This window comes from Halochromatium sp. NSM3, assembly GCF_059621085.1.
In genome coordinates, this window is the sequence record NZ_JCAQIA010000058.1 from 1 (window position 1) to 13,810 (window position 13,810).

10 protein-coding genes are annotated in these 13,810 nt (G+C 66.6%); all 10 read left to right on the top strand.

Annotated elements, in window-relative coordinates; all coding sequences use genetic code 11:
* On the top strand, positions 1-1,038 hold a 1,038-nt coding region (locus AC54T3_RS16470), incomplete at its 5' end, for an NAD(P)/FAD-dependent oxidoreductase (RefSeq protein WP_496626405.1).
* Positions 1,039-1,187: 149 nt separating this feature from the next.
* A complete protein-coding gene (locus AC54T3_RS16475) occupies positions 1,188-1,538 on the top strand; it encodes an RNA polymerase sigma factor (protein ID WP_496626406.1) in 351 nt (116 codons plus the stop codon).
* A 624-nt stretch (positions 1,539-2,162) separates the two neighbouring features.
* Entirely contained in the window at positions 2,163-4,601 is a 2,439-nt protein-coding gene (locus tag AC54T3_RS16480; protein WP_496626407.1) for a DUF255 domain-containing protein, read from the top strand.
* Between the two features lie 518 nt (positions 4,602-5,119).
* Positions 5,120-5,449, top strand: coding sequence for a hypothetical protein (locus tag AC54T3_RS16485; RefSeq protein WP_496626408.1), 330 nt, complete (start codon positions 5,120-5,122; stop codon positions 5,447-5,449).
* A 78-nt stretch (positions 5,450-5,527) separates the two neighbouring features.
* Positions 5,528-5,764 carry an SHOCT domain-containing protein gene (locus AC54T3_RS16490; protein WP_496626409.1) on the top strand — a complete coding sequence of 79 codons (237 nt, stop codon included), beginning with the start codon at positions 5,528-5,530 and terminating at the stop codon, positions 5,762-5,764.
* A gap of 149 nt (positions 5,765-5,913) precedes the next feature.
* Complete coding sequence (locus AC54T3_RS16495; protein ID WP_496626410.1) at positions 5,914-8,436, top strand: heavy metal translocating P-type ATPase; 2,523 nt, start codon at positions 5,914-5,916, stop codon at positions 8,434-8,436.
* 228 nt (positions 8,437-8,664) lie between these two features.
* Entirely contained in the window at positions 8,665-9,615 is a 951-nt protein-coding gene (locus tag AC54T3_RS16500; RefSeq protein ID WP_496626411.1) for a hypothetical protein, read from the top strand.
* A 278-nt stretch (positions 9,616-9,893) separates the two neighbouring features.
* Complete coding sequence (locus tag AC54T3_RS16505; RefSeq protein ID WP_496626412.1) at positions 9,894-13,112, top strand: efflux RND transporter permease subunit; 3,219 nt, start codon at positions 9,894-9,896, stop codon at positions 13,110-13,112.
* A gap of 34 nt (positions 13,113-13,146) precedes the next feature.
* Positions 13,147-13,443, top strand: a complete 297-nt coding sequence (locus AC54T3_RS16510) for a type II toxin-antitoxin system Phd/YefM family antitoxin (RefSeq protein ID WP_496626413.1) — start codon at positions 13,147-13,149, stop codon at positions 13,441-13,443.
* Positions 13,440-13,709, top strand: coding sequence for a PIN domain-containing protein (locus AC54T3_RS16515; RefSeq protein WP_496626414.1), 270 nt, complete (start codon positions 13,440-13,442; stop codon positions 13,707-13,709). The genes AC54T3_RS16510 and AC54T3_RS16515 overlap by 4 nt, the downstream gene beginning before the upstream one ends.
* The last annotated feature ends 101 nt before the right edge of the window (positions 13,710-13,810 follow it).

The following is a 13,810-nucleotide window of genomic DNA, read 5'->3' on the forward strand; positions in this document are numbered from 1 at the left end:
GACTACTACTACAAGCCGCACCTGTCGGTGTCCGTTTCCAGCAAGTCACGTGCTGATCTGATCATTGCCAAAGGGCCCGATCGCGCGCAGCTGCTGAACGTGGACTTGCGCGCACGTACCCAGGTGCTTGGCCTCGATCGTCAGAAAAAACGGCTATTAACCAGCAAAGGCAAGGGCGAGTACAGCAAGGTCGAGTACACCAAGTTGGTGCTTGCGACGGGCGCGGTGCCGCTCCGTCTCTACGATCGTCGTATCCAGCAGCATATCCATCAGTTGAATGACCTGGATCAGTATGAGTCACTGACACAATTGCTCAACAGCGGTAGCAAGCGGGTACTGATTCTAGGTGCCGGCTTGATCGGATGTGAATTGGGCGATCACCTTGCTCGTGCCGGGCATGAGGTCGCGATCAACGATAGAGCCCGGTACTTGCCGTCGTCCGTGGTGTCCGAGGGTATTTCCACCTACGTTCACGATCGATACGTGCAGAACGGTATCGAGTTCTTACTCGGCACCACGATGAACGCTGTCGCCAAAGAAGACGGTGGGTTGCAGATCCAGTTCGAGGATGGGCGCACCCTAGAGCGCGACGTCGTGATCTCGGCGATCGGCCTGAAGCCCAACGTTGATCTTGCAGCCCGAGCGGGCCTTGATGTTGGCCAAGGTATCAATGTCGATGACACCATGTGCACCAGCGACCCGGATATCTACGCTGTCGGTGACTGTGCTGAACACAAGGGGCAGGTGTTTTCATTCGTCGAGTGTATCAATCGCCAGGCTGCCGTGATCGTGGATCAGCTTTGTGGTGAAGGCAAGCAGGGCTTCGAGTCACGTATGTGTATAGGCAGCATCACCGCCTTTTTGCCTGTTGGCAGTTCCTGTTTGCGCCCTCGCCGCGCCGGTCCGGGCAATCATGTAGAGCCATCTAATCCTCCTGGACACCTCGCTAAGGTGGTAACACTACCGATCAAGGTGAAAGATGACGACGGAGAGAAAGCGAAGGCTCTGAGAGAGGGCGCTACCGGGTCCGCTAGCTGATGAAAAAGCCGGGGCTGGTGGCGAAGCGGAAGACCCGCAGGTCACGCCGGCCGTCTTCGAGCTGCTGGCCATGATCTCCGGCCGCTGCCTGAGGCCATCGCTGCTGGCTGGGTCAGCGGCTGCGCGCTGGCCGAGCCAGGCTGAGCGCGATGGCAGACAGTCCCTTCGATCGCGCGATGCTGAACCGCCTGTACCGCTATTGTCTGGCCCTGACCAAGCACGAGGCCGCCGCCTACGACCTGCTCCAGGACGGACTGGAGCGCTACCTATGCTCGACCCCGGCCGCTGCGCGCGATCCAATGGCGCTGCTGCGCCGTATTCTACGACATCGCTTCATCGACGGACTCCGCAATCAGGGTGAGCAGCTGCTCAGCGAGGCGACGTCGATCGAGCCCGAGTGTCTCGCGACCGGCTTCGGCTCCCTGGAGGACACCGCCATCGCCACCCAAACCGGATGGCGCAGATCGCCGATGAGGTCTCGGGGCAGCATCTGTACCTGAAGCCGCTCGAGGTAGAAGCGGCCGACCTGGATCAGGTGCGCAGGTATCTCAGCCAGCTCGACTTTCGCCCGCTCGCGAGCGACGCGCCGGTGCTGGCCGACCTCAGCCTGCAGGGCGGGCGATACTGTTCGATCCAGGGCGTACCAGCCGCCCAACTGCGCCTGCGCCCCGACGCGAGCCAAGGCGAGGCGAGGCGAGCGGCGAAGGCGATGGGGTACAGGCGCTGTATCAGGCCCGCTACGATCCCGAGCGCCATGGCCCCCCTGCCCCCCTGCCCCCCTGCCCGACCGCGACAGCGGCGAGTCGCCGGTGCGGCTTCGCGCGCGCGGACTCACCGTACTGCTGTGGGTCGAAGGCGGTGTGGTGTTCGCGCTGGTGCGCGACGATTGAATCCAGGCGATTGAATCCAACAGCGTCCGTCGCCAGACCACAATCCTGATCAACCCGATCGCCCGATGACCTCTAGACCGTGCAACCTTGCTCTCCTGTGCGCCTGATCGCGTTGCCAGCTGCCCATGGCTCCGCCTTTCAAAGGTTGGATCAAACAGCCGTCGGCGCGATGCATGCCGGCGCCGATGGCTGGAGCAGCAAACGAGGCCGGGGCTTACCTGCGGAGATGGCATCATGACGACCCACACCGGACGGTTGACGACCGCCGCTTATCTGCTCGCGCTCACGCTTGCACTGCTTGCCGCCACCCAGTCTAGGGCGGCCGAGTCAACCGAGGCCATCCCCACCCACTCGGCCGAGCTGCAACAGCGGCTCGATGCCGCGCTCGCGGCCAAGGGATCGGACTATGTGCCGCGCACCGAACATCTGCACCCAGACGGCCGACCGCGCTTTACCAACCGCCTGATCCTGGAGAACTCTCCGTACCTGCTGCAGCACGCCCACAACCCGGTGGACTGGTACCCCTGGGGACCGGAGGCGTTCGAGCAGGCCCGGCGCGAGAACAAGCTGGTGTTCCTCTCCATCGGCTACTCCACCTGTCACTGGTGCCATGTGATGGAGCGCGAGAGCTTCGAGGATCTCGCCATCGCAAAGCTGCTCAATGAGCATTTCATCGCCATCAAGGTCGACCGCGAGGTCCATCCGGATGTCGACCAGATCTACATGACCGCCGTCGAGCTGCTCGCCGGGCGCGGCGGCTGGCCGATGTCGAGCATCTTGACCCCAGACGGCGACACCATTGATGGCGGAACCTATTTCCCACCCGCCGAATTCACCCGACTGCTGGAGCGCGCTAGAGACCTTTGGCAAGGGCAACCGGACGCGCTGCGCGCCCAGGCGGAACAGGTCGCCCGGGCCGTACGCAGGGCACTCGACACCCAAGGCCAGGCTGCGGCGCTGGATGATGCGATCATCGATCAGGCCGTGGCCGAGCTGCTCGCGCGCCACGACGAGCTGCAGGGCGGCTTCGGCCATGCGCCCAAGTTCCCGCAAGAGCCAAAACTTGGACTGCTGCTCGATCAGGCCCTGCGCACCGGCGACGACGCGGCGCTCAACGCCGCCATCTTCACCCTCAAGCGCATGGCGCGCGGCGGCATCCACGATCAGGTTGGCGGCGGTTTCCACCGCTACGCCATCGACAACGACTGGCTGGTGCCGCACTTTGAGAAGATGCTCTACAACCAGGCCCAGCTCGCACGGGTCTATTTGGCCGGCTGGCGGCTCATCGCTGATCCAGACCTCGCCCGCGTCGCCCGTCGCACCCTGGACGACGTACTGCGCGACATGACCTCGCCCGAGGGCGGCTTCTACTCGGCCACCGACGCCGACAGCGACGGCGACGAGGGGCGCTTCTTTCTCTGGACGCCAGCCGAGCTGCGCGCCGCCTTGCCGGCCGAGGATGCCGAGCTGGCGATCCGCTACCATGGGGTCAGGGAAACGGGCAACTTCGAGGGACGTAACATCCTGCACGTACCCGTCGCCCTCGAGGCCTTCGCCGCAGCCGAAGGCGTTTCTCCTGCCGACTTGCAACAGCGCCTGGCGCAGATCCACGCAGCTCTATACCAGGTGCGCGAGGAGCGCCCGCATCCGCACCGCGATGAGAAGATCCTGACCGCCTGGAACGGCATGATGATCAGCGCCCTGGCCGAAGCAGGCGCGGCACTCGAGGAGACTCGCTATCTGGCCGCCGCCGAGCGTGCCGCAGACCTGCTCTGGGCCAAGGCCCGCCCCGCGCCCGGCCAGCTCACCCGGGTCTATCTGGACGGCCGCGCGAGCCAGCCGGCGCTGCTTGAGGACTACGCCTTCCTCGGCGCGGGCCTGATCGCCCTCTACGACGCCAGCGCCGATCCGCGCTGGCTGGAACGGGCGCGTGGGCTGGCGGATGCGCTCTGGAGCCGCTTCGCCGACCCCGAGGGCGGCGGGCTCTTCATGAGCGAGGCGAGCACCGACACCCCGCTGATGGCCCGCCCCAAGGATCTCAGCGACGGCGCCATGCCGTCAGCAACCTCTGCGGCCCTGCACCTGCTCGCCGCGCTGGACCAGCGCACCGATGACCTCCGCTATGGCCAGCGCGCTCGCGAACTGCTGAGCGCCGTCTCGGGCCGGGTGCAGCGAACGCCCAGCGCCTATCCATCGCTACTGACGGCGCTGAATCGCTTGCGCCAGGGCGACACCGGACCACAGCAATACGCCGCCCGTGGCGCGGTTCGGCTGCAGGGCGAGGTGACCCGCACGGGCGGCTCAACAACCCTGCAGCTTAAGCTCGACATGGCCCCCGGCTGGCACATCAATGCCCACGAGCCGCTACAGCAGGCGTTGATCGCGACCCAACTGCGCCTGCCCGAGGCCGAGCAGGCCTGGCGCATCGACACGCTGGACTACCCGCGCGCGCAGATCCTGAGGCTCGGCTTCCAGCGCGAGGCGCTGGCCGTGTACGAGGGTCAGACGCAGATCGCCGCAACGCTGATCCCCGTGTCGGAATCTCCGTCGAACGACGCCGGCCAGACCAGCGCCTGGCTGCCGGTGGAGCTGCGCCTGCAGGCCTGCAGCGATGAGCGCTGCCTGCCACCGGAGACGCGGGTGCTGCAGATCCCGACGGACCTGGGCCGGTGATCCTAAATCCGCAGCCTGCCAAGGAGCGGCGACATGTCGGATTGCCCGCCGACATTGAGCACTGGTGCGTCGGAGCCGATCCGGGTCGCCGTCATCGGCAGCAACGGGGCTGGCGATTCAACAGCGCCTCACCGCATCGCCATCTGAATCCGCCCACTTCAGGCCAGGTCACGCCTTGAGATGATGCAGAAGAAACAGGAAATGATGGAGGAGCACATGACCAAGATGGAAAACCACATGGCCAACATCGAAGCCCTGTTGCGCGAGCTGGTGGAGCTGAAAAAGGCCAAGTAGCGACCGATGGATCAAGCCGGCGGCAAAGGTGTGCCGGTGGGCCCGGGCCACTCGATTGGCTGGACGTCACGTTCTCTTGCAATCTCAGATGACAGCTTTGTCATGGTCCGGTCAGCAGCCTATCCGTGGCGTGGCGCCACACTTGTCCGCAAGAACAGGAGGTTTTTAGTCGCCCTCAAGGCAAGCGCCGGGACTGCGCTCAACCACAACGACGAGAGAACACAATGAACCTGACACTGCGATCCGCCACTATTCTACTGGCATTCGTTGCCACCACCGCAGCCGCCGATGACGTCTACAAGGGCCTCGCCGAGGGAAACCCGGAGCTAGGCGAACCGCATCCGCAGACCGACTCGGCGACCAATCTCGAGGCCAGGAAGAAGGGCACGGACGAGATCGACATGCATCATGGCCTCTCCGAGGGTAATCCGGACCTGTCCCAGCCGCCAGGCTCGACTGACAAGTCCGGTGCGTCCCCAAACCACAGTGATATTGACATGCATAGCGGCTTTTCCGGCAACCCGGATCTGTCTCCGCCGCCGCCACAGCACTGAGACCTTGCACCGAGGCCGACGCGCTCATGACCCCGCCCGGGTCACGCGCGGCCTCTCATTCCAACCACGGAGGCAAGCATGTTCGGAACAGAGCACATGGGTATCGGCATGGGCTGGGGCGGTCTCTGGATGATCGGCATCTGGCTGATCCCGATCGTCTTGGTCGTGCTACTGCTGCGGTGGTTCGGTGATCGCCGTCAGGAGCCTAAACCCCATGACGAAGATGGCGCCCGAAGCATTCTGGATGCCCGCTTCGCCCGCAGCGACATCGACGCTGCGGAATACGAGGAACGAAAGCGGGCGCTGGACGCGTGAAGCAATGCTGGCGGCGTCCCACGCCGGGTGTCGCTTAAGGGGCGCTGAACGGTCTCGGGACCGCGCGTCGGCACCTTCGTCCGCCAACCGCAGGGTTGCTGCACCAAGTGGATTGAACAGTTTCCGAATCCTCGCGAGAGGTCAGCCCGATGACAACGACTGCCAGCCCTTCCAGGTCGAGCGAGACCGCTTCCCGTGACCCTGTCTGCGGCATGCAAGTGCCGGCCGATGCGCCGCTGCGACTCGAGCACGCCGGCGAGACCTATCGCTTCTGCAGTCGCCACTGCCTGGACAAGTTCGCGGCCGACTCAGAAGGCTATCTCAAGTCACCGGCCGCCGAGCCCGCATCCGAGGCGTCTGACGGACACGGCAGCGCCGCACCATCTTGCTGCAATCACGACAGCCACGGAGCTAGCGCGCCGCATCAGGGGCACGCCGAAGCGGGCACCGAATATGTCTGCCCGATGTGCCCCGAGGTCCGCGAGCCGGCACCCGACGCCTGCCCCTCCTGCGGTATGGCCCTGGAGCCCGAGACACCGCTTGTGCCGACGACCCGCACCGAATACACCTGCCCGATGCACCCGGAGATCGTACAGGAAGGCCCCGGCAGCTGCCCCAAGTGCGGCATGGCGTTGGAGCCGAGCACCGTCGCCGCCGATGCGGGGCCGGACCCGGAGCTGATCAACATGAGCCGGCGCTTTTGGGTCAGCGCGGCGCTGGCGCTGCCGGTGCTGCTGCTAGCCATGGTTGCCGATCTCGCTCCCGGCTGGCTGCCTGCCGGCCTCTCCATGCGCACTGTGCAGTGGATCGAGCTGGTGCTGGCGACGCCGGTGGTCCTGTGGGGCGGTTGGCCATTGCTGGTGCGCGGCTGGCGCTCGGTGGCGACCTGGAACCTCAACATGTTCACGCTGATCGGCCTCGGCGTCTCGGTCGCCTGGGGCTACAGCCTGGTGGCGCTGCTCGCGCCGCAGCTGTTTCCGCCGAGCATGCGCCTGGCCGACGGCAGCGTGCCGGTCTATTTCGAGGCGGCGGCGGTCATCACCACCTTGGTGTTGCTCGGGCAGGTGCTGGAGCTGCGCGCCCGCAGCAGCACCAATGCCGCGATCCAACTGCTGCTCGGGCTCGCGCCCAACAGCGCGCGGCGGGTGCGCGACGACGGCAGCGAAGAAGATATCCCGCTCGATCAGGTGCAGCCCGGCGACCGCCTGCGGGTGCGCCCCGGCGAGAAGGTCCCGGTGGACGGCAGCGTGATCGGCGGCGGCAGCCATGTCGATGAGTCCATGGTCACCGGCGAGCCGATGCCGGTGGCCAAGGCTGAGGGCGACCGGCTGATCGGCGCAACCCTGAATGACACCGGCAGTCTGTTGCTGCGCGCCGAGCGCGTTGGCGCCGACACCCTGCTTGCGCAGATCGTGCGCATGGTGGCCGAGGCGCAGCGCTCCCGCGCGCCGATTCAGCGTCTGGCCGATGTGGTCGCGGCCTGGTTCGTGCCCGCTGTCGTCCTGGTGGCCGTCGTCGCCTTCTCGGTCTGGCTCGTTTGGGGGCCGGAACCGCAACTGGCGCATGCCCTGGTCAATGCCGTCGCGGTGCTGATCATCGCCTGTCCCTGCGCGCTCGGCCTGGCCACGCCGATGTCGATCATGGTCGGCACCGGCAAGGGCGCGAGCATGGGCGTGCTGATCAAGAACGCGGAGGTGCTGGAGGTGCTCGAACGGGTGGACACCCTGGTGGTGGACAAGACCGGTACCCTGACTCAAGGCCACCCCGCGCTGGTCTCGATCCAGGCCGAGACGGGCGTCGGAGAGGATGAGCTGTTGCGGCTCGCCGCTGGCCTGGAGCGCGCCAGCGAGCATCCACTGGGCGCGGCCATCGTCGCCGGCGCCGAGGAGCGGGGTCTGGCGCTGGCCGACGCCAGGGACTTCGAGTCGGTCACCGGCAAAGGCGTGCGCGGGCGGGTCGAGGGCCGCGCTGTCGCGATTGGAACTCAAAGCTACCTCGCTGGCCTGGATGTCGCTGTCTCAGCGCTGGAGGCTCAGGCCGAGTCACGCCGCAGCCGGGGCGAGACGGTCATCTTCGTGGCCATCGACGGGCGCGCCGCCGGGCTGCTCGGCGTCGCCGACCCGATCAAGGACAGCACGCCGGAGGCGATCCGCGAGCTGCACGCCGCCGGGCTCACCCTGGTCATGCTCACCGGCGACAGCAAGACCACGGCGGCGGCCGTTGCCCGCCAGCTCGGCATCGACCGGGTGGAGGCCGAGATCCTGCCCGAGCGCAAGGCCGAGATCGTCGCCGAGATCCAAGCTGAGGGACATCGCGTGGCGATGGCCGGCGACGGCATCAACGATGCGCCGGCGCTGGCCCGCGCCGACGTCGGCATCGCCATGGGCAGCGGCACCGACGTGGCCATGGAGAGCGCCGGCGTGACCCTGATCAAGGGCGACCTGCGCGGCATCCTGCGTGCCCGTCGACTGAGCCGCGCGGTGATGCGCAACATTCGCCAGAATCTGTTCTTCGCCTTCGTCTACAACGGCCTCGGCGTGCCGGTCGCGGCGGGCGTGCTCTATCCGTTCTTCGGCCTGCTGTTGTCGCCGATGATCGCCGCCGCAGCCATGAGCTTCAGCTCAGTGTCGGTGATTGGCAATGCGCTGCGGTTGCGATCGACCAAGATCTGAGTGCAGCCGGTTATCGAGCGATGCTCGGTCTGCCCACGCACGACCGTGACAACGCCGCCTTCCCGGCGGCGCAGATCTTAGCCCCCAGGTTTCGCCGACTGCAGGCGCTGCCCGCGCCGACCGGCGGTTGAATGACAGCCTTGTCATCTTGTTGTCAGCGTTCTGTCGGGCGACATCGACAATCCTGAACTAGCGTACTTTGATCGGGATGCCCATCGAGACAACGACATGCTGAGAAACCTGGCCTCTTTCCCGATCCTGCTCGCGACCGTTCTGGCCGGCCTCGGCACGACCGCTCTCTCGGCCCACGAGGGCCATGATCACGGTCCGCCGTTGCCGGCGCCGGTGACCGCGACCCTGGCGCCGCAGGTCAGCGCCGAGTCAGCGGAGCTGGAACTGGTTGCCGTGCTCGATGACGGGACACTGACGGTCTATCTGGATGAGTTTGCGACCAACCGCCCGATCGAGGACGCCGCTCTGCAGGTCGATAGCGGGGCCTGGCAGGGCAACGCAACCCACGAGGGCGACGGCGTCTACAGGCTCGACCCGGGCCCTCTGGTCGAGCCGGGCCGACATGACCTGATCTTCACCATCGAGTCGCCGACGACGGCCGATCTGCTGTTGGGAACCCTGGTGGTGCCGGACGATCCAGGTATCGATGCCCAGCCGACCGGGGGATCACCTGCCTGGTACGCATCCGTTCCGCTGTTACAAGGGGCGGTCGTGCTGCTGGCGCTGTGCAGTCTGGCCCTGCTGCTGTGGGGCGACCACCGTGACCACAGCGGACCAGGCAAGCCATCAGGCACGAAGACCCCGCCGAAGGGCTCGGCCTCCTCGACCACGGCCGCGATGATGCCGCTGGCGCTCCTTGCAACGACGCTGCTGGCGCTGGACGCCACTGGACCCGTCCGCGCCCACGAGGGACACGACCACGGTGCTCCGGACTCGACCCTTGCTTCGTTCCCCGCCGCCGCATCCGCCGCCGGGCAAGCCGCCGCGCGCCTGCCGGACGGCACCCTGTTCGTGCCCAAACCGACCCAACGGCTGCTCGGTATCCGCACCGCCCGCGCCGAGCCTGGCGACTGGCCGGACACCTTCACCCTGTCCGGTCACGTGATCCCGGACCCCGGACCCGAACGCCAGTGCGCTGGTGCAGGCGCCGCTACGAGGCCGCATTGAGCTGCCGGAGGAGGGTCTGCCGCTGCTCGGAGCACCGATCCGCGAGGGCCAGGTATTGGCCTATCTGGTGCCGATCCTGGACGCGGTGGACCGCACCGATTTGCAAGCGGAGGTAGCTGAACTCGACGGGCGCATCGAGAATCTGGCGCGCAATCTGAGTCGCCTGCGCCAGCTCGGCGACAACGCCCCACGCCAGGAGCTCGAGGAGACCGAGACCGAGCATGCGAGCCTGAGCGCGCGGCGCCGCGCTGCTCGGTCAGGTGCGCTGAGACCCGCCCATGTTCAGACAGATCATCGCAACCAGTCTGCGGCAACGGCTGCTGGTCCTGGCCGCCGCCCTGGTGCTGATCGGTTACGGCAGCTATCAGGCCCTCGGTCTGCCGATCGACGTCTTCCCGGCGCTGGATAAGCCGGCGGTCACCCTGATGACGGAGGCCGAGGGCATGGCGCCGGAAGAGGTCGAGCAACTGGTGACCTTTCCGATCGAGGCTGCGGTCAAGGGCCTGCCCGGTGTGACCCGGGTGCGCTCGGTGTCGGGCATCGGGTTGTCGATCGTCGTCGAGTTCGACTGGGGCAGCGATCTCTACCGCAACCGCCAGCAGATCGCCGAGCGGCTCACCACAGTCGGCGGGGAGCTACCGCCAGGGGTGACCCCGCACATGGGGCCGGTGACCTCGATCATGGGCGAGATCATGCTGGTGGCGGTTTTTGCGCCGGAGGCCGAAGGCAACGACAGCAAAGACCGCAACGACGGCAATGACAGCAGGACCGACCCGACCTCGCCGATGGCGGTGCGGGATTTCGCCGAGTGGGTGCTGCGCCCTCGCCTGCTGACGCTTCCGGGGGTTTCACAGGTTATTCCGATCGGTGGCGAAGTGCGCCAGGCGCAGGTGGTTCCGGACGTGCGGATGCTCGGGGATCTGGAGATCACGCTCGCCGAGCTTGAGGACGCAGTGCAGGGCTTCGCGCGCAACACCAGCGGCGGCTTTCTGGAACGCCAGGCGCAGGAGTACCTGATCCGCAACATCGCCCGCACCACGCGGCTCGACGATCTGCGCAACCTCGTCGTCGCCCAGCGCGAGGGCGCACTGGTGCTACTGCGCCAGGTGGCCGAGGTGCGCTGGGGGGCGCGGGTCAAACGCGGTGACGCAAGCTTCAATGGTCGCCCGGCGGTGATCCTGTCGGTACAAAAGCAGCCGCAGGCCGACACCCTGACCCTGACGCGCGAGGTGGAGCACACCCTGGAAACGCTCTGGGAGACCTTGCCCGCCGGGACACTGGATCACGCGGTCCTGTTTCGGCAGGCCGACTTCATCGCGGCATCCGTCGGCAACGTGCAGGAGGCGCTGCGGGATGCGGCGATCATCGTCGCCGTGGTGCTGCTGCTGTTCCTGCTCAACCTGCGCACGACCTTCATCTCGCTGACCGCGCTGCCGGTCGCGCTGCTGGTCACCGCGTTGGTGTTCCATTGGATGGGACTCTCGGTCAACACCATGACCCTGGGCGGGTTGGCCATCGCCATCGGCGAGCTGGTGGACGATGCCGTAGTCGGGGTCGAGAACGTGCTGCGGCGCCTGCGCGAATGGCGGGCGAGGACGGCGACTGACGGCCCGCGCGGCGGCGCGGGTACGGACACCCTCGCCATGCTCAAGGTCGTCGCCGATGCCACCATCGAGGTCCGCTCGGCGATCCTTTACTCGACCCTGATTATTGTCCTGGTCTTCGTGCCGCTGTTCGCTCTGCCCGGCATCGAGGGCCGGCTGTTCGTGCCCTTGGGCATCGCCTACATCGTCGCGATCCTCGCCAGCACGCTGGTCTCCATCACCCTGACCCCGGTGCTCTGCTCCTGGCTGCTGCCGCGCGCACGGCTGATGGATCGCGGCGACGGGGCGCTGGTATGCGGGCTCAAGGCGGCGGATCGGCGGCTGCTCGGGTGGTCGTTCCGGCATTCCCTGCTGCTGCTCGGGAGTGCGTTGCTGATCGTTGCGGTCGCCGCCGCCTCGGTGCCCTTCTTTCCACGGACCTTTCTACCCGCCTTCAACGAGGGCACCCTGACGATCAACGTCCTGCTCAATCCGGGCAGCTCGCTGGCCGAGTCCAATCGGGTCGGAACCTTGGCCGAGGCGCTGATCCGAGAAGTGCCGGAGGTGGTCAAGACCGGACGGCGCACCGGTCGTGCCGAACTCGACGAGCACGCCGAGGGTGTGCATTCCTCCGAGATCGACGTGGACCTCGTCCCCGCCACCGGGGCGCGCGACGAACGTGGACGCGAAGCCATTCTCGCCGACATCCGCGCCCGTCTCGCCCCGCTGCCGGCGTCGGTCAGCCTGGGCCAACCGATCGCCCATCGGATGGATCATCTGCTGTCGGGCATCCGTGCCCAGATCGCGATCAAGGTCTTCGGCGACGATCTGGACACCCTGCGCGCGCTCGCCGAGGCCCTGCGCCAACGGCTGGCCGACACCCCTGGATTGGTGGACCTGCAGATCGAGCGGCAGGTGCGCATCCCCCAGGCCCAGGTGCGGGTCGACTATGCCCGCGCCGCCGCCTATGGCATCACCCCGGCGGCGGTCAACGATGCGCTGGCCACCCTGGTCGGCGGCAAGGAGGTCGCCCAGATCATCGAGGACAACCGCCGTATCGGTGTGGTGCTGCGTATCGACGATGCAGACCGCACGCCCGAGGGACTGCGCGCACTCTTGATCGAGACCCCCGGCGGTCATGTGCCCCTGCGCCTCGTCGCCGACGTGGAGGAGACCGACGGGCCGAACCAGGTCAGCCGCGACAACGGCCGCCGCCGCATCGTCGTCTCCGCCAACAGCGACGGCACCAACCTCGCCAACCTGATCCCCGAGGTGCGCCGGACGATGGCCGAGCTACCGCTGCCCGAGGGCTACTTCCTGAGTCTGGAGGGCCAGTTCCAGGCCCAGGAGCAGGCCACCCGGCTGATCGGCCTGCTGTCTCTGGTGTCGCTCACGCTGATCTTCCTGGTGCTCTACAGCCGCTATCGTTCGACCGCCCTGTCCCTGATGATCCTGGCCAATGTGCCGCTCGCGCTGGTCGGCAGCGTCATCGCGCTGCAGCTCGCCGGTCAGACACTCTCGGTCGCGAGCCTGGTCGGATTCGTCACCCTCGCCGGCATCGCCACGCGCAACGGCATCCTCAAGATCGATCGGTACCTGGATCTGCTGACGCTGGAGGGTCGACCCTTCGGCCCCGCCACCGTCATCGAGGGCAGCCTGGACCGACTGACCCCAGTGCTGATGACGGCACTGACCACCATCCTCGCGCTGCTGCCGCTGCTGCTCGGCGCGGAGGCGCCCGGCAAGGAGATCCTCTACCCGGTCGCCGTCGTCATCTTCGGCGGACTCATCTCCTCGACCCTGCTCGACACCCTGCTGACCCCGGTCATGTTCCTGCGCTGGGGGCAGGCACCGGCGTACCGCTCGCAGACCGCTGCGTCACGAGTGCTTGCGGGACAGGTATCTCGGGGCTAGAGTCTGGTCAGCCTGACCACCCTGGAGTCGAACCATGAGCCCTCGCCGATCTCAGCAAGCCTCTCGCCCTGATGAGACAGACTGCTGGCAGCTTCAGGACGCGAAAGCCCGGTTGAGTGAAGTGGTCCGCCGGGCAGTCGAATGTGGACCCCAGCATGTGACCGTCAATGGGGAAGAACGGGCCGTCGTCCTCTCGGCGGAGGAGTACGTTCGTTTGCGGGGGCAACCCACCGGGCGCGCATTGGTGGATCTCATGGCGGACTCGCCACTCGGAGATGTCGTCTTCGAGCACCCGAAGGTCAAGGGGCCGGTTCGGGACGTGACGTTGTGAGTGGTTGGCTGCTGGATACCAATGTGCTTTCGGAATTACGGCGAAAGAAGCCGTCACCCGCCGTCGTTGACTTCGTCAGCGCGCATCTGGATTGGCGTCTCATCATCGAGACCGGTCGAAAGGCCGGGCATACGTTCAGCCATCCGGACGTCCTGATCGCAGCCACGGCGTCCCGACATGACCTGGCGGTGGTGACGCGAGATCCCGGCGATTTTGTTGCCGCAGGGGTAACCGCCATCGATCCCTGGATGGCCAAGGTGCCGTAGCCGCTACCCTCACCCACCTTGCGACCGCAACGCCAACACCAGTAGCCTGACGACGCGGGAGCAGCGAAGTAGCCAGGCCGTGGCGGACCTCGACGAGACGG

Bases quoted from the DNA above. Each gene is read 5' to 3' on its own strand.
- AC54T3_RS16475 (WP_496626406.1), top strand. From the start codon at position 1,188: ATGGCAGACAGTCCCTTCGATCGCGCGATGCTGAACCGCCTGTACCGC.
- AC54T3_RS16480 (WP_496626407.1), top strand. From the start codon at position 2,163: ATGACGACCCACACCGGACGGTTGACGACCGCCGCTTATCTGCTCGCG.
- AC54T3_RS16485 (WP_496626408.1), top strand. From the start codon at position 5,120: ATGAACCTGACACTGCGATCCGCCACTATTCTACTGGCATTCGTTGCC.
- AC54T3_RS16490 (WP_496626409.1), top strand. From the start codon at position 5,528: ATGTTCGGAACAGAGCACATGGGTATCGGCATGGGCTGGGGCGGTCTC.
- AC54T3_RS16495 (WP_496626410.1), top strand. From the start codon at position 5,914: ATGACAACGACTGCCAGCCCTTCCAGGTCGAGCGAGACCGCTTCCCGT.
- AC54T3_RS16500 (WP_496626411.1), top strand. From the start codon at position 8,665: ATGCTGAGAAACCTGGCCTCTTTCCCGATCCTGCTCGCGACCGTTCTG.
- AC54T3_RS16505 (WP_496626412.1), top strand. From the start codon at position 9,894: ATGTTCAGACAGATCATCGCAACCAGTCTGCGGCAACGGCTGCTGGTC.
- AC54T3_RS16510 (WP_496626413.1), top strand. From the start codon at position 13,147: ATGAGCCCTCGCCGATCTCAGCAAGCCTCTCGCCCTGATGAGACAGAC.